The 16,514-nt window shown below is 36.5% G+C and carries 12 protein-coding genes and 2 pseudogenes; 9 read left to right on the top strand and 5 right to left on the bottom strand.

Annotated elements, in window-relative coordinates:
* Positions 1–118: 118 nt before the first annotated feature.
* The 3 genes from ahpF to HNP81_RS07930 form a co-directional block, all read right to left on the bottom strand.
* The gene (gene ahpF / locus HNP81_RS07940) at positions 119–1,648 is read right to left on the bottom strand and encodes an alkyl hydroperoxide reductase subunit F (protein WP_182502230.1); all 1,530 of its coding nucleotides are present in this window, start codon (positions 1,646–1,648) and stop codon (positions 119–121) included.
* 12 nt (positions 1,649–1,660) lie between these two features.
* A complete protein-coding gene (gene ahpC, locus HNP81_RS07935; protein ID WP_028390057.1) occupies positions 1,661–2,230 on the bottom strand; it encodes an alkyl hydroperoxide reductase subunit C in 570 nt (189 codons plus the stop codon).
* A gap of 468 nt (positions 2,231–2,698) precedes the next feature.
* Complete coding sequence (locus HNP81_RS07930) at positions 2,699–3,136, bottom strand: GNAT family N-acetyltransferase (RefSeq protein WP_182502229.1); 438 nt, start codon at positions 3,134–3,136, stop codon at positions 2,699–2,701.
* A 440-nt stretch (positions 3,137–3,576) separates the two neighbouring features.
* Here HNP81_RS07930 and codB point away from each other — a divergent pair, with 440 nt between their 5' ends.
* The 3 genes from codB (at position 3,577) to HNP81_RS07915 (ending at position 6,981) form a co-directional block, all read left to right on the top strand.
* The gene (codB, locus tag HNP81_RS07925; protein ID WP_182502228.1) at positions 3,577–4,839 is read left to right on the top strand and encodes a cytosine permease; all 1,263 of its coding nucleotides are present in this window, start codon (positions 3,577–3,579) and stop codon (positions 4,837–4,839) included.
* Between the two features lie 3 nt (positions 4,840–4,842).
* Positions 4,843–6,111, top strand: coding sequence for a cytosine deaminase (locus HNP81_RS07920; RefSeq protein WP_028390060.1), 1,269 nt, complete (start codon positions 4,843–4,845; stop codon positions 6,109–6,111).
* Between the two features lie 336 nt (positions 6,112–6,447).
* Positions 6,448–6,981, top strand: coding sequence for a YehS family protein (locus HNP81_RS07915; RefSeq protein ID WP_028390061.1), 534 nt, complete (start codon positions 6,448–6,450; stop codon positions 6,979–6,981).
* Positions 6,982–7,009: 28 nt separating this feature from the next.
* On the opposite strand, the pseudogene HNP81_RS23780 reads toward HNP81_RS07915, so the two are convergent.
* Positions 7,010–7,292: pseudogene (locus tag HNP81_RS23780) on the bottom strand (IS3 family transposase); the annotation flags it as partial.
* Between the two features lie 290 nt (positions 7,293–7,582).
* Here HNP81_RS23780 and HNP81_RS07905 point away from each other — a divergent pair.
* The 6 genes from HNP81_RS07905 to ggt all read left to right on the top strand — a co-directional run bounded on the left by HNP81_RS07905 (position 7,583) and on the right by ggt (position 15,329).
* On the top strand, positions 7,583–8,191 hold the full coding sequence (locus tag HNP81_RS07905) for a poly-gamma-glutamate hydrolase family protein (protein WP_182502227.1): 609 nt from the start codon (positions 7,583–7,585) through the stop codon (positions 8,189–8,191).
* 268 nt (positions 8,192–8,459) lie between these two features.
* Positions 8,460–10,061 (top strand): C40 family peptidase, encoded by a 1,602-nt coding sequence (locus HNP81_RS07900; protein ID WP_182502226.1) that lies wholly within the window; start codon positions 8,460–8,462, stop codon positions 10,059–10,061.
* Between the two features lie 1,767 nt (positions 10,062–11,828).
* The gene (pgsB, locus tag HNP81_RS07895) at positions 11,829–13,046 is read left to right on the top strand and encodes a poly-gamma-glutamate synthase PgsB (protein ID WP_182502225.1); all 1,218 of its coding nucleotides are present in this window, start codon (positions 11,829–11,831) and stop codon (positions 13,044–13,046) included.
* 11 nt (positions 13,047–13,057) lie between these two features.
* A complete protein-coding gene (pgsC, locus tag HNP81_RS07890) occupies positions 13,058–13,504 on the top strand; it encodes a poly-gamma-glutamate biosynthesis protein PgsC (RefSeq protein ID WP_182502224.1) in 447 nt (148 codons plus the stop codon).
* An 18-nt stretch (positions 13,505–13,522) separates the two neighbouring features.
* On the top strand, positions 13,523–13,657 hold the full coding sequence (locus HNP81_RS24240) for a hypothetical protein (RefSeq protein ID WP_281384493.1): 135 nt from the start codon (positions 13,523–13,525) through the stop codon (positions 13,655–13,657).
* A 4-nt stretch (positions 13,658–13,661) separates the two neighbouring features.
* Entirely contained in the window at positions 13,662–15,329 is a 1,668-nt protein-coding gene (ggt, locus tag HNP81_RS07885; protein WP_182502223.1) for a gamma-glutamyltransferase, read from the top strand.
* Between the two features lie 79 nt (positions 15,330–15,408).
* Here the strand turns inward: ggt and HNP81_RS07880 are convergent.
* Positions 15,409–16,504 (bottom strand): annotated as a pseudogene (locus HNP81_RS07880) (NADH:flavin oxidoreductase).
* Positions 16,505–16,514: the final 10 nt, after the last annotated feature.

Raw genomic sequence — 16,514 nt, 5'->3', positions numbered from 1 at the left:
GTTACGATGAACCGTATATAAGTAACTGAGGTTATTAATTCGGGATCTTTTAAGGTGAATAAAGAAAAAGGACCGTTAAAAAGTAATTTCAACGGCCCTTTTATAATAAAATGGTGGTTTAATTTCGGATTAGATAATCGAATGAACCTAAGGCTGCATTCGCACCTGATCCCATCGAAATAATGATCTGCTTATATGGATTATTCGTGCAGTCTCCAGCAGCGAACACTCCAGGTATGTTCGTTGCTCCATGGTTATCTATAACGATCTCACCGATTCTATTACGTTCAACAGTCTCAGCTAACCATTCCGTATTTGGCACAAGTCCGATCTGAACAAATACTCCCGCCAATTCAATATGCTGAGCTTCCCCAGTCTCACGCTCAACGTAGGAAATACCGTTTACTTTATCAGTTCCAGTAATTTCTGTTGTTTGAACGTTCTTTAGGACAGTTACATTTGGCAGACTGTTAAGACGATCTTGCAGTACAGAATCAGCTTTAAGCTCAGGATTAAATTCAAGAACTGTTACATGTTTCACAATCCCAGCGAGATCAATTGCTGCCTCAATACCGGAATTTCCGCCACCAATAACGGCTACGTGTTTTCCTGCAAACAATGGACCATCACAATGTGGACAATATGCTACACCTTTATTCTTAAATTCATTTTCACCCGGAACACCAACATTGCGCCAACGAGCACCTGTTGAAAGGATGACGGTTTTGCTTTTTAGAACAGCTCCGTTTTCCAGTTCAATTTCGATGAGGTCTTTCTTTTCTAAACGTTTGGCACGCTGTAAATTCATCACATCAACGTTGTATTCTTTCACATGCTCCTCAAGACTTGCAGCGAGTTTCGGACCCTCAGTGTGTTTAACACTAATAAAGTTTTCAATCGAAGCAGTGTCTAAAATCTGACCGCCGAAGCGTTCCGCAACAATCCCTGTACGAATTCCTTTACGTGCAGCATAGATTGCCGCACTTGCACCCGCAGGTCCGCCTCCGACAACGAGTACATCGTAAGGATCTTTATCAGCAAACTCTGAGGCATCTGGGGCGTTCCCCATTTTCGCTAGAATTTCTTCTATGGCCATTCGACCGCTTCCGAATGAATCGCCATTTAGGAATACAGTTGGTACGGCCATGATGTTTTTGCTTTCTACTTCCTCTTTGAATGCTGCACCGTCGATCATTGTATGAGTAATATTAGGATTAATAATGCTCATCAAGTTCAGTGCTTGGACAACATCCGGGCAGTTTTGGCAAGTCAGGCTAATGTAAGAATCAAAGTGATGTTCGCCTTTAATGCTTTTTACTTGATTAATGACTTTTTGATCAACTTTCGGCGCTCTACCACTTACTTGTAATAAAGCCAGGACTAATGATGTAAATTCGTGTCCTAAAGGGATACCAGCAAAAGTTACGCCAGTGTCTTCACCGATGCGATTTACACTAAAGCTTGGTGTTCTTTCTAACTGTGTTTTCTCAATTTTAATGTTGGATGACATGGTAGCTAATTCATCAACTAAAGCTAGCATGTCATGTGAAATTTTATCGGAACCCGCACTAACTTTAAGGAGCACATCGCCCTCCATCATTTGCAGATATTGGGCTAATTGTGCTTTGATTTCTGCATCAAGTATCATGGATAATACTCCTTAAATTTTTCCTACAAGATCAAGGCTAGGTTTTAGTGTTGCAGCACCTTCTTGCCATTTTGCAGGACAAACTTCACCTGGGTTGTTGCGAACATATTGTGCGGCTTTGATTTTACTAACAAGAGTGCTTGCATCACGGCCGATACCACCTGCATTGATTTCAAGTGCTTGAACCACACCGTCTGGATCGATGATGAACGTACCGCGATCTGCAAGACCATCTTCCTCAATTAATACATCGAAGTTGCGAGAAATCTGATGTGAAGGGTCGCCAATCATAATGTATTGTAGTTTGTTAATTGTTTCTGATGAGTCGTGCCATGCTTTATGTGTGAAATGAGTGTCTGTTGAAACAGAATATACTTCAACACCAAGATCTTTTAGAGTAGCATATTGGTTTTGAAGATCTTCTAGCTCAGTTGGGCATACGAATGTAAAGTCTGCTGGGTAGAAGCAAACAACACTCCATTGTCCTTTTAAGTTTTGCTCGGTAACATCGATAAACTCGCCGTTACCGCTATTGTAAGCTGATGCGCTGAATGGTAGTATTTCTTTTCCAATTAAAGACATAATTAATCTTCCTCCTAGTATGTTCTTTAGAATTTATTAGTAGTTAGTTTAGACAATTAGTCAAACTTTAATAACCATTAATAATTCTAGTTCATGTTGATTATCATTATTTAACTATAATAATTCTAATTACATATTAATTATTATATAATATTTAATTGTTGTCAACAATAACACTCAACTTTATTATAACTGTATTGTTATAGCCTTTCCGCCTCGATAGCGGTAGCACTTATGGAATGATGGTCTAGACCTATAGGGGAAAATGATTTGGTGGAATAATTTAAATTTTCAATTATTATTATTATTTCTCAATTAACAGACCTGGGTTAAAGGGATAGGGACATTGTCCCTATGCCCCTTTCAAAAAGCAAAACTTTTCTTCGAGGGAAATCCAAAAAGGACCACTTGTTGGTCTATATGTATAGATTCAGCATTAATATATTTGTTCTTTCACTACTACAATACCTATTTTAAAGCTGTTTTAAACACATAACTTACCTTGTTATAGTCCATTTTGTCTTCGTAAAATCGGTGTGCATCAGTCCGCTGCAATCCTGAAGATAAAGCAACGTTTTCGTAGTTATTTTCTTTTGCCCATTCATGTACATATGAAAGTAGTTTTTCACCATATCCATTTGAACGCTTATTAGCTTCTGTAACTAAATCACAGACCCAAATAAATCTGCCATAATAGAGAGTGATCATTGGCTGAAAACCGATAACTGCAACTATATCATTGCCATCGAATAAGGCAAACAGTTTATACTCCTCTTTTTCTTGTGCCTCTAAAACTAATTCAAGATAAGAATTTTCATTCAGATGTGTTCGTAACTGGCTCATTATTGGAAAGGCTTTAAGGAATTCATTCTGTGTTTGAAGTTCTTGAATGGCTAGAGTGCTCATAAAAAAAACCACCTTTTATTATTTTTTGTAAATTGGACCTATCATAGCACAACTAAATGTTTTTTTTGTGAATAATAGATGATTTCGAAGTGCCTAAAGGTGAGATTGTAAGATTATCAATTATCTAAGTAAAATAGTAGAGGGAGGCAATGTATGGAGTATAGCGCCTAAAAATTTGTTGACAACATCTAGTTTTCCTGTGATAATAACTTTAATTAAATACTGGTACCTTTAATTCAGTCCCGTGAGGCTGACAAGGACAGCGGAAATAATGAACATTGCTTTGGTGGCCTTTGTATGTAGGTTACCCATGTTCATTGTGTAAAAAAAGCTTCTTGTCAGAAATGGCAAGAAGCTTTTTTTATTTCCTAATCTCCTAAAATAATCGAAGCTTTCTTCGGTACCAGTTTCTTATCAACTAACATATAGGAGGAATTGGTATGAAAAAAGTAGATACAGAATTCTCGTTTCAGGCAGTGCCACAAGCAAATCGGAATGGGTTTTGGAAAATTCTTGCGGTGATGCTCTCACTTAGCTTTTTCTCAGCGAGCATGTGGTCTGGAGGAACATTAGGAACTGGATTGACATTTATACAGTTTATTTGGATCGTGTTAACAGGTAATTTGGTACTTGGGCTATATACAGGTGCATTGGCTCATATTGCAGCAAAGACGGGCTTATCAACTCATTTATTGACTCGATATGCATTTGGTGAAAAAGGTTCTTATTTATCTTCATTTTTACTAGCTTCAACTCAAGTAGGTTGGTTTGGGGTCGGTCTTGCGATGTTTGCTGTTCCTGTTGCAAAAGCAACAGGGGCCAATGTTTATTTTTTAATTGCGATTTTTGGAATATTAATGACCGTATCAGCTATCTTTGGGATGAAGACTTTGACTATACTAGGATTTGTTGCTGTTCCTGCCATTGCGATTTTCGGTAGTTATTCGATGACAGATGCAGCTGATGTGGCTGGGGGAATTCAAGGATTATTCGATTATGAACCGACACAGGCATTAGGGCTTTCAGCAGCATTAACGATTTGTATCGGCTCTTTTATTAGCGCTGGTACCCTTACGCCTGATTTTGCTCGGTTTTCTAAGACATCCCGCTCTGCTGTTAGTGCGAATGTGATTGCATTCTTTCTAGGGAATTCGCTTATGTTTTTATTTGGTGCAGTCGGAGCTATGGCTTACGGTAAAGCTGACATATCGGACGTGATGTTTTTACAAGGGTTAATGATACCTGCTATTATTGTTCTAGGTTTGAATATTTGGACAACGAATGATAGTGCGTTATATGCTTCAGGATTAGGTTTTTCTAACATTACGAAATTACCAAAACATAAAGTTGTTGTTTTCAATGGAATTGTTGGAACAATGACAGCAATGTGGCTTTATAACAATTTTGTTGGGTTTTTGACGATCTTAGGCTCCACTCTGCCATCGATTGGCGCTATTATATTAGCAGATTATTTTATAGTGAAGCGCAGAACATATCAACCATTCGAACAGATGAAGTTTAAAGCAGTAAATTGGGTTGCAATATTAGCATGGGTAGGCGGAGTAGCAGTCGCTAATTTAGTACCAGGCATTCCACCTATTAATGCGCTATTAGGGTCTGCAGCTATTTATGTAGTAATAATGAAATGTCTACCTCAGCATGGAGAAAAAGTGACGACTAAAATGTATGAAAAGGTGAGTTAATCAGTGATTATTAAAAACGCAAAACTTAGAGGAAAAGATGGACTTTGGCATTTATTTATAGAAGAAAATAAGATTCATAAAATTACGCAAATACTTGGTGATGTTGACGGAAAAGAAATCATCGATGTCGATGGCTCTCTTGTCCTGCCACCTTTTATTGAGCCACATATCCATCTAGATACAACGTTAACGGCGGGAGAACCAGAGTGGAATAAAAGTGGCACCTTATTTGAAGGAATTCAAAGATGGGCACAAAGAAAAGAAACGCTAACGATTGATGATGTAAAAACAAGATCAAAAACGGCTTTAAAATGGCAGATTGCTCAAGGAATTCAGCACGTCCGTACACATGTAGATGTAACAGATCCAGAATTAACGGCTTTAAAAGCGATGTTGGAAGTAAAGGAAGAAATGGCTCCCTATGTAGATCTTCAACTTGTTGCTTTTCCACAAGAAGGCATCCTTTCATATCCTAATGGGGAAGAATTGATGGAGGAAGCATTGAAAATGGGCGCCGATGTTGTAGGCGGCATTCCTCATTTTGAATTTACAAGAGAATACGGAGTAGAGTCGTTAAAAGTCGCTTTTGACCTTGCTGAAAAATATGATCGATTAGTTGACATCCACTGTGATGAAATTGATGATGAACAGTCTCGATTTGTAGAAGTTGTAGCTGCGGAGGCCTACAAACGTGGGATAGGTACTCGCACAACAGCGAGCCATACGACGGCAATGGGCTCTTATAATGATGCATATACGTATAAATTATTCCGCCTATTAAAACTTTCTTCTATTAATTTCGTATCAAATCCACTTGTGAATATTCACCTTCAGGGGAGATTTGATACGTATCCAAAACGAAGAGGTCTAACAAGGGTAAAAGAATTACAGGAAGCGGGACTAAATATATGCTTTGGCCACGATGATATTTTTGACCCATGGTATCCACTTGGAACAGGTAACATGCTTCAAGTATTGCATATGGGGATTCATGCTTCACAACTCATGGGCTATGATCAAATTGTAAATTCAATCGATTTAATCACTAAAAATAGTGCAAAAACGTTGCACATTGAAGAGAATTACGGAATCGAAGAAGGTAAACCAGCTAACTTCATCGTCTTATCTGCAGAAAACGAATATGAGGCGATTCGTAAGCAAGCGACAGTTCGATATTCCTTTAGAAATGGCAAGATGGTTGCTGAAACAAAACCAAGTGAAGCAACGATAACTTTAGATCAATTGGAAGAGAAGGTTACTTTTAATAGATAGAAGTTTTAGACACAACCTTAATAGGGTTGTGTCTTTTTACTGCATTAACCAGTAAATAAAACATAAAGAACCGAGAAATGGGCAGCTATTCGTATAAGTAGGGGACTAGAAAAATTAAATATTAGTTCAGTTAAACTATAAAACACGTTTTTGAAATGTTAAACTATTATTTTATGGTCATTCGCTTAAATCTTTATATAATTGGCGAGTACTTGTGGTACATAGTAAAGACTATTCATGGAGATACTTTGGTTATATTTAAATTTGAACGAAAAATATAGTTTGGAAAATATAATGGAAAACTGTGTAATAGTCAATATTTTAGGAGGGTTACAGATGGATATGACGAATAATGATATCTTAATTCGATTAAGATATGCTCTAGATATAAAAGATACCGACATGGTCAAGATATTTAAACTTGGAGGCGTTGAGATAACAAAAGAAGAAGTGCAAAAGATGCTCATAAAATCAAAAGACAGCTATCATAATGATGTTGATTTTGATGAAGAGAATATACTGTGCGATAATTTCACGCTAGAGTCATTTTTAAATGGCCTGATTATTTTTAAAAGAGGAAAACAAGATCCAAAGCCAGGGCAACCTGAAAGGCCAGCCATGTCTATAACGGATGATAGAAGTGTTAATAATGTATTGTTAAAGAAATTGAAAATAGCATTAGCTTTAACAAGTGAAGATATGCTTGATATATTGGAAGTGGCTGGAGTCATTGTTTCAAAAGGGGAATTAAGCGCTATTCTAAGAAAAGAAGGCCATAAGAATTATAAAGCATGTGGCGATCGATACGCTAGGAATTTCTTAAAAGGACTCGCTTTAAAGTATAGGGACTCAATGGGACAAGGGGATTGAAATGAACCCAAAAGGTTAGACAAATATTTTATGTAGCTATAGAGGATTGTTCTCTGTATTGTACGGGAGCAATCCTTTAAGTTTTACTTGTATACGTTTGTGATTGTCATAGTGAATATATTTCTCTAGTTCCCTCTTAAAATGCTCTATACTTTCAAATTCTTGGAGATACAGTAATTCAGATTTTAATCCATGACTGCATGATCCAAAAAATTCCCCTTACGAGGCATGCTTTGTGTAATATAGTTTTCTTTTAGTAAGTGCTGGTACTTTGACATTCGATAATGTCAGCCATGGTCAGAATGGAGAATGTAAGACTTATAGATTGAAGGGGCCGCTAGTGCCACCGGCATATGATAAACATGGTCTTCTCTCGACTGAGAAGGCTATTTTACTATGATTTGTTTAAGGAGAAATGAGGTAAACATTAGATGTGAACTGGACATTCTACTCACAACAAAGATGAGCAATTTTATCTGATTCATTAATTGAACAAATCAATAATAAAGTAAGTTTCATCAATGCTAAGTAATCCGAAAAACTGTTGGACCATTGTTTTATAGTTGTTAGTATTAATTAATGGTGAGTAGGAGGATAATATATGGCTGATACTTACGCAAATTATAACGAGTTAGCTGCTGCTGAGGTAAAAGGAGTAGACTATGATATTCATTTCCATAGGGTGATTGGATCGAAAACCATCATTTTTACTCCGCATGGCGGCGGTATTGAACCAGGAACATCAGAATTGGTGAAGGCAGTAGCGAGTGGATTGTATAACTGGTATGAGTTTGAAGGGATGAAGCCTAGTAAAAACAGTGTGCTACACATCACTTCGATCCATTTCGACGAACCCTTAGTATTAAAAATGGTGGGTGAAGCGTCAAATGCTATGGTGTTACACGGATATGCTGATCTTTCGGTTAAACACACCCAAGTAGGTGGATTAGATGATCACCTTAGAGACAATGTGATAAGGGAGCTTAAAATGGAAGGATTTTCGGCGGGGATAGCAAGTGGTGTATTATCAGGCATTAACCCTAACAGTATCACTAATCGCATATCTAGAGGTCAAGGTGTTCAATTAGAGATTAGTGCACTACAAAGAGGAGCGTTTTTTAAGAATGGTGATACTAGTCGTGCTAATCGTGTAAACATAACAGACGAATTTATAAAATATGTAAAAGCTTTACAGAAAGCCATGGGTTAACTAGTTTAAATAAATAAATTAACAAGAGTATATGTAATCATAGGATCGGGCTCTTCCTTCGACTTAAACATGCATCTCATTTGAGGTGCTTTTTTTGAAAAATTCGTATTTTAAAGTAAGAAAGTTATATGTTCTTAAGTAGGATGAGGAAAGTATTGCATCAAGCATTGCTAGCTAAAAAAATGTTGAATTTGGGTATAATTCCTTTTGTATCCAATAATAATTGTCGAAATAATGGAGGTGTCATATAAAAGAAGGAGTGAAGGTAATGTCCAAATGGCCGAAAACATGTTTAATTGTAGGAATCTTTTTACTATCGGTTTTCTTTTTTCAACCAGCCTTTGCAAATGCAGAATTAAGTATTTCAGAAACTGCCCAAAAATACCTCGGTGTTCCATACCTAACAGATGGTCAAGCTCCAGATCAGGGATTTAGCACAGGTGGATTTACTCGATATGTCTTTAAAGAAGCGAAGGAGATAGATTTACCTCCGTACCCAAAAGATCAATTCAAGCTCGGAGAAGTTGTAGAGAAGCATGATCTTCAACTTGGTGACCTCATCTTTTTTAAAGGAACAGATACGAATAATATCACAAGTGTGGGAATATTCAATGGAAATGATGAAGTCATTATTAGTTCTGTTTCAAAAGGTGTTATCATCACTAAACTTGCAGAGGGATCTTACTACGGTGATAGGTATATTAGTGCCAAACGAATCAATCCTACTAATCTTTATCAAATCAATCATCCTTTGTTAGTAGAAGCTATGAAATACGTTGGAGTTCATTACTCAAGCAATGGTAAGACGCCAGATAGAGGTTTTAGTTCAGCAGGCTTCGTTCACTATGTTTTTGGAAAATCTTTGAACCTTAAACTTCCTGAAAATGCTAGTGAACAGTGGAGCTTAGGTCAAAACGTATCCAAAGAAAATCTTCAGTCGGGGGACGTCCTTTTCTTCAAAAATAAGTATACAGGTGATATCACAACAACGGCTTTTTATCTAGGAAATGGGCTAATGATTTATAGTTCACCTTCAAAAGGGATTACAACGAGTGATTTTGCGCATTCTTCTTATTGGAATGATCGTTTTTATGGAGCGAAGCGAATAACAGAAATTCCCGATATTGACCGTAACGCCCCCTTAATCTCTGAGGCGTTAAAGTATATGGGAGCTCCTTATCTTGAAGGCGGGAAAACACCAAAAGGATTCGATTGTTCTGGATTTACAAAGTATGTGTATGAAAAAGCGGTGGGGATTTATTTGCCTGAAGCCCCTGAACAGCAATGGGAACTAGGTACACCAGTTGAAAAAGAGAAGATTCAAGTAGGAGATCTCGTATTCTTTAAAGATACTCATCGTCCAGGTATTTCACATGTAGGAATCTATGCTGGAAACAATCAAATGATACACGCTTCAAGAACAGATACAGCAGAAGTGAGAACCAATTATCTGTCCAAAAATTTTTATACGGAAAAATTTGCAGGTATTAGACGAGTAAAAAATCTTAAAATTCCTAAGGATGTCCCAGTTGTTAACATAGCAATAGACCTACTAGCTGTTCCTTATCAATCAGGAGGAACATCACTAGAAGGATTTGATACAGGTGGATTTGTCCAATATGTCTATAAACAAGTTGGTATAGAGTTACCTCGTTATGGAAAAGACATGCTTAAAATAGGAACAGAAGTGAAAGAAGAGAATTTAGAGCCAGGAGACCTTGTGTTCTTTGAATCCAACAGCATTATCCCTTCCATCTATATCGGCAATGGGCAAATTGCAGTAGTATCAAGCCAAGGAGTTCGAATTGTAAATTATAAAGTGAGTTCGTATTGGAGGCCGATTTACCATAGTGCAAAACGGGTTTTATAGCTTCATATTCTTTGGACTGAAGATTTATGTTACTTATTACTATAGCCATAATCTTTCAGGATCTTATTCTTAAGATAGTACTCATACCTTACGCACAAAGTGAAGAGCCATTGATAAGGCTCTTTTTTTACAAGTAGTAAATAGTACTACATATATGTTGTTATAAATGGAAAATAAAGGTGATTACCATGGCGATTGTTCTATTTTAGATGTGTTTCTTCTTATTAATATATACTTTGGTTCTCAACGAACTATCTTACCTTCCAACTAGTGATTTTTAAGGTACCTGCCAATAGCTTTTCCAACTGTATAATTGATTTATTTCCATTGATAAGTTCAAAAATTTTATGATCGAAAACATAAAGAATGGCCGGTTTATCTGCTTTAGTCGTTATTACTTACATATAAAATTAGGTTCAAAGGCTTGGAAAATAAGGCCATATGTTTAATTTAAAGTAGCGTCTGCCCTAGGATATTTTGGTATTCTGGAAAAAGTTAATAATACAAAATTACTATTACTCAGTATACAGTTTGAGAGCAGTGGGCTTAAAGAACCTTCTAGAAAGAAGGTTTTGAGTCTCCCGTTAAAAAGTCTATCCATCTTAAATACCATATTCGGGGATTTCTAGAAATGACTCAACAATCGAAACGTCTATGCGCTGGAATTTACAAATCTATGGCAAGTTATGAGTAACTTAAAGTGCTTAAAGTATGCTATTGGGATTTAATGGTATTAAAGTAATCTATACCTATAGTTAATATCTCCTCAATTTATAAAAATTGTTGAAACAAGTTTATATGTATGTTTAGAATTGTAGATGGTTTGTTAAAAGTGTTGGCCACATCGTGTCAGACAGAAATGAAATAAGCTAGCTAGATAATTGCCTAATAGTGAGGTTAATAGACCTATAGATCATTTCTTGTAGTGCTTGTGATACATCTTTAGATACAAAATAATGATCAAACGAACTAAGATTAGGGTTAGAAACCAGTGTCGACAGTACATTAACGTGTGCTAAATCTTAAGTACGCGCTCTTATATTACAAATATAGTATTTATTACCTGAATTATGTAATGTTGCCAAAATATGTTGAATATTGTTTACTTTTATATGTAGAATTTACGTATGATAGATCTATCGATCAGAAGGAAGAGAAAAAAATTTGCCAAGTTGACTGTGATTACATATAAAAAAATTTGGAGTTAATGTCAGAGAATACCCAATAATAGCTAGTGGAATTTCTATGCATCACATATTTAACAGGCTTGGATTACCAAAACGCTTGTGGGGAAGAAATTTTAGATACATACTCAGCGATGAAAATAGATTTTTTGAATAAGACGAAATTAACCTTTAAGAACACAGGTTAATTTAGAATGAGGTAGCATATCCGTAGTACATTACCATTTGCTAAATCTTAAATAATAATCATGGCTTAAGAATATTAAAAAGATGTAATGTAAATCGAAACGATTACTATTTATCCAGTGGTTAATTCTGAAAAGGATTAAAAAATACTAAATATAGTTGTGATTTACATAATTATACAATTGTATAAAAGTATGTTTTAAATGTGTCTGTACGTATGTATAAATTATGTGAGGTAGGTGATTCACTTAAATTATTGTACACATTGTCATTGAAGATGATGAGTTAGCCAAGATTACAAAGTTGAGGTTAATGAGGTGATTTAGGAAGAATAGCGAAGTTTAAGTTTTTGGAAGTTATTATATTATTTTTCGGGTCTAGGAGGATTTAAATCAGAATGAGTTTAATCATTGGGCTGAGTGTGTTACTTTTAATAATCGGAATTTTTGAAAAAAAAAGGCATAAAAAGCACTTAGATTCACTTCCAATTCGAATAAATGTTAATGGTATTCGTGGTAAATCTACGGTGACACGTTTGATTACTGCTGTTTTAGTGGAAGCAGGCTATAAGACTGTCGGGAAAACTACTGGGACATCGGCTCGAATGATGTATTGGAATACGAAAGAAGAAACGCCAATTAAAAGAAGACTAGAAGGTCCAAACATTCGAGAGCAAAAAATGATTGTCGAACATGCTTCAAAATTAGGTGCTGAAGTACTGGTAAGTGAATGTATGGCTGTTAATCCGGATTATCAAATTATATTTCAGGAACAACTGCTACAGGCTAATATCGGAGTAATTGTAAATATATTAGAAGACCATATGGATGTGATGGGACCAACGTTAGATGAAGTAGCTGAAGCTTTTACAGCAACAATCCCGTATAATGGCCACTTGATTGTCAATGAAAGTCCGTATGTGAGTTATTACAGAGAGATAGCAGAGAAGAGAAATACGAAGGTTATCGTATGTGATGTTTCTAGAATCCCAGAAGATTACCTATTGCAATTTGAATATATGGTGTTTCCAGAGAATGCAGCCTTGGCTTTAGCGGTAGCCGACGCTTTGGAGATTGATGAGCAGACGGCTTTTCGAGGGATGTTGAAAGCAAATCCAGATCCAGGTTCAATGACTATTTTACCGATCGGGGATAAACTTAAGCCTTCGTATTTGGTAAACGGATTTGCAGCGAACGATGCAACATCTACCTTGAATATTTGGGAAAGGGTTGAAGAGTTGAATTATCCAACGACTAACCCAGTTGTGATTATGAATTGCAGAGCAGATAGAGTAGACAGAACGGAACAATTTGCGAAAGATGTATTACCTTATATTAAGATGGACGCCCTTGTCTTAATTGGTGAGACAACTAGTCCAATCTATGATGAATATGAATTAGGAAATATTCAAGCAGAGAGAGTATATGATCTCGAAGGATATACTACTGATAATATCGCAACGATATTAAATGAGTATTTAAGTGATCGTGTGATCTATGGGGTTGGGAATATCCATGGAGCAGCCGAACCTTTGATTGAACACTTAGAAAAGAGCAAAGTTAATTCTATAGAAGATTACCAAGATAATAAAATCAAAGAATATGTAACAACGTAGGAGGAAGAAGAGTGGAAGTATATATAGCACTTGTTGTTGGAGTTATTCTAAGTTTATTTTATGCAGAAAAAACAGGCATAATTCCTGCAGGATTGGTTGTACCTGGTTATCTAGCTCTAGTTTTTACCAGTCCACTATTTCTTTTAGTCACAATATTGATTAGTTTATTGACTTTTTTGATTGTGACAAAAGTTGTGACCAGATTTACCATTTTATATGGAAGACGCAAATTTACGGCAATGTTAACAGTAGGGATATTATTAAAACTTACTTTTGATTATTTTTATTCACTAGCGGTACCAATCGAAGTCGTAGGATTAGCAGCAATTGGTGTTATTGTACCTGGTTTAATTGCAAATACAATTCAAAAGCAAGGTGTTTTTCCTACGCTAAGTAGTACATTGCTACTAACTGCATCGACATTTTGTATTGTATTGACGTATAAAATACTTTTCTAAAAGGAGATTAATTATCCAATGAGAGCAGAAACTAAAAAAATGACTTTTTCGCAATGGGTTTTAAAAACGATTAAATGGCATAAAAAAAGAAGTACGCAACATGCTATTATTTTGCTTATTTTAATTTCTGGAATTTTAATTTTTGTGATGTGATCTTATGAAACGTATTTTCTGGTGGGGGTTCATTGTCCTAGCTGTTTTGTTAACAGTTTGGATAATGAACTTTTCCCGTTTAAATGAAATCAAAAAAGAAGAACCAATATCTGTGGAATTTGATCAAAGCAGCGATGAATTGGCAGAACCAAAAGGAGAAAGCAGTGAAGAAAATCAAGGTTATGGTGTATCTGCTGATAATGACTTAGCGGTGAAGATAGGAATGTTAGTACTTGAAAAGGGAGGAAATGCAGTCGACGCAGCTGTGGCTGTTTCGTATGCATTAGGTGTGGTCGAACCTTATGGTTCAGGACTTGGTGGCGGTGGAGAAATGATTATTCATGAGGGAAAAGGGGAAAAACCAATTGTATATGACTATTATACGCTTTCAACGTCAGATACGCTGCCTTCAAGTGGAACAGGGATCATGGGATTTGTCAAAGGAATGGAAAAAGTTCATAAGCAATTGGGAACGGTTGAAATGGAACGATTAATTGAACCTTCGATACAGCTGGCAGAGAAAGGTTTTCAGGTTTCAAAAACGTTGCATGAAAGATTGAAAGGTGCGTCTTATCGAATTAACAAGGATGAAGTACCTCATTTTTTCCCGAATGGAAAAGCGATACAGACTGGTGAGAGGCTTCGTCAAAAAGAATTAGCAAATACGCTTCGTATCATTCAAAAAGAAGGTGCAAAGGGATTTTATGAGGGGGAAATAGCTGAACATATTCATGATCATGTAAAAACGATTAACTTAAGTGATTTAAAAAGTTATGAGGCAGAAAGGAAAAAACCTATAAAATTCAAATTTGATAAATTTGACATTTATTCAACGGCTCCTCCTTCTGGTAGTGTAATGCTGGCTCAATCATTACAAATGGTAGACGAGATGGAATTTGAGAAAGAAATGAGCCAAGACGAGTATATTTATAAATTGGGGATTATTAATCGTAAGAGTTACCGTGATCGAATCGCCCATGTAGGTGATCCGAATTTCGTGGATATGGACTTGGAAAAATTGATATCAAAAGAGTATAGTGAAAAACTAGTATCCGGCATTTCCGAAGGAGGCTATAAATCGAAACTGGATTCAAAGGCCGAAAAAGAAGAACATTCTGATACGACCCATTTTGTAATCGTCGATAAAAATGGAATGATGGTTTCCGTAACGAATACATTAAGTAACTTTTTTGGATCAGGTAAATATATGGATGGATTCTTTTTGAATAACCAACTGAAAAACTTTAGTGAGCATGAAAAATCTCCAAATCGTATTCAGGAAGGGAAAAGACCTGTTAGCCACATTGCTCCAACAATTATAGTCAAAGATGGAAAACCCGTGATGGGAATTGGAAGTGCAGGCGGTAGCCGTATTCCTTCGGTGATTACACAGGTATTGGTTCAAAATTTAAAATACGATGAAACCATACAAAATGCAATTGATCACCCGCGCTTCTTTATGGAAGTAAATGAAGATGTAATTGTGGTTGAGGGCGAACTTTCGTCTAAAGTAAAGAAAAAATTGCGGAAATTGGGCTTTAAAGTCGTCGAAGAAAAGTCCTCACTCTCCTTTGGAAGTGTTCAAAGTTTAGTTGTTGATGATGGTGTAGTGTATGGGGGAGCAGATTATCGTAGGGAAGGCGCATGGAACGTAAATAATATAATAGATTAATAATATGAGTCATAGGGATAGGTACCTGTCCTGTCCCTATGTCCCTGTTGACCCCTTAAACTAATCTCTGTTATAAGATTTACACTTCAAAATCTTTAATCTTAGCAGTTGGACTTAACACATCTTCTGGTTTAAACGCTTCTAATGACTCCCCGTTTATTACTTTGTTAGGCCAATCATGGTTAGCCAATGCCCCCTTACCCAAGGCAATCAACATCGGCGTCCCCTTTTTCAATAATTTTCCTCGCTCTTTCAGGATCTTCCAATTGTCCATTAGTTATTATAGGCAGTTTCCCGTATTTTTTCGCAAGAGATGCGAGTGATGCTTCGCATGTATCAAATGCAGGCTTCCATGCTTCATATTCCGTAACATGGATATAGTCAAGACCGGCTTTTCCTAGTTGACCAAAGATGATTTCAGCATCTTGTTCTTTTCCTGCCCACTTATGTGTGTAATCATTTACTTTCGCTTGTGAAATTCTTATACCAATGGTGAAGTCCTTTCCAACTGCTTCCCGAACAGCTTTAGAGACTTCCACTAATAAACGAACTCGGTTTTCCGTAGAACCTCCGTATTCATCTGTACGCTGATTTGTATAATCAGTAAGGAACTCATCTAGTAAATAGCCATTTGCTCCATGAATTTCAACCCCATCAAATCCGACCGATTGAGCACGTTTTGCCGCATTAACAAACCCGATTACAACTTCTGAGATTTCTTCTTTTGTCGCTTCTCTTGGTGTTGGGTATGGACCTTCTCCTAAATAAAATGTTAATTGCTCTCCTTTTGGTTGAATAGCTGAAGGTGCAATGGTTTCTTGAGCAAAACGGTTCCCTTGAGAAAGAGAACCTGTATGCTGTAATTGCATAAAGATTTTCGTCCCTGCTTGATGGACGGAGTCTACAACTTTCTTCCATGCTTGGGCTTGTTCATTAAAGGCAATACCCGGTTGATTAAAATATGTTTGGCTATATTTGTCATCAATATAAGTCCCTTCTGTAATGATAAGCCCAAACCCACCTCGGGCAAAAGATGTGTAGTACGATACCATCTGATCGGTGACTAATCCTTCAGATGTTGCACTGATACGTGTCATTGGTGCAACTCCTACACGATTATTTAATGTTGTATAACCTAGTGAAACAGACTCAAATATCAATTTGGTATCTGTCATTATCTAAGCA

This window comes from Peribacillus huizhouensis (genome assembly GCF_014138605.1).
In the GTDB taxonomy this organism is placed as follows: Bacteria; Bacillota; Bacilli; order Bacillales; family DSM-1321; genus Peribacillus; species Peribacillus huizhouensis.
Note: the sequence above shows the minus strand (reverse complement) of the source record. Positions and strands in the feature narration are given on the sequence as shown.

Excerpts from the sequence above, each read along its gene's own strand:
- ahpF (WP_182502230.1), bottom strand. The coding sequence starts at position 1,648 with ATGATACTTGATGCAGAAATCAAAGCACAATTAGCCCAATATCTGCAA.
- ahpC (WP_028390057.1), bottom strand. The coding sequence starts at position 2,230 with ATGTCTTTAATTGGAAAAGAAATACTACCATTCAGCGCATCAGCTTAC.
- HNP81_RS07930 (WP_182502229.1), bottom strand. The coding sequence starts at position 3,136 with ATGAGCACTCTAGCCATTCAAGAACTTCAAACACAGAATGAATTCCTT.
- codB (WP_182502228.1), top strand. The coding sequence starts at position 3,577 with ATGAAAAAAGTAGATACAGAATTCTCGTTTCAGGCAGTGCCACAAGCA.
- HNP81_RS07915 (WP_028390061.1), top strand. The coding sequence starts at position 6,448 with ATGGATATGACGAATAATGATATCTTAATTCGATTAAGATATGCTCTA.
- HNP81_RS07905 (WP_182502227.1), top strand. The coding sequence starts at position 7,583 with ATGGCTGATACTTACGCAAATTATAACGAGTTAGCTGCTGCTGAGGTA.
- HNP81_RS07900 (WP_182502226.1), top strand. The coding sequence starts at position 8,460 with ATGTCCAAATGGCCGAAAACATGTTTAATTGTAGGAATCTTTTTACTA.
- pgsB (WP_182502225.1), top strand. The coding sequence starts at position 11,829 with ATGAGTTTAATCATTGGGCTGAGTGTGTTACTTTTAATAATCGGAATT.
- HNP81_RS24240 (WP_281384493.1), top strand. The coding sequence starts at position 13,523 with ATGAGAGCAGAAACTAAAAAAATGACTTTTTCGCAATGGGTTTTAAAA.
- ggt (WP_182502223.1), top strand. The coding sequence starts at position 13,662 with ATGAAACGTATTTTCTGGTGGGGGTTCATTGTCCTAGCTGTTTTGTTA.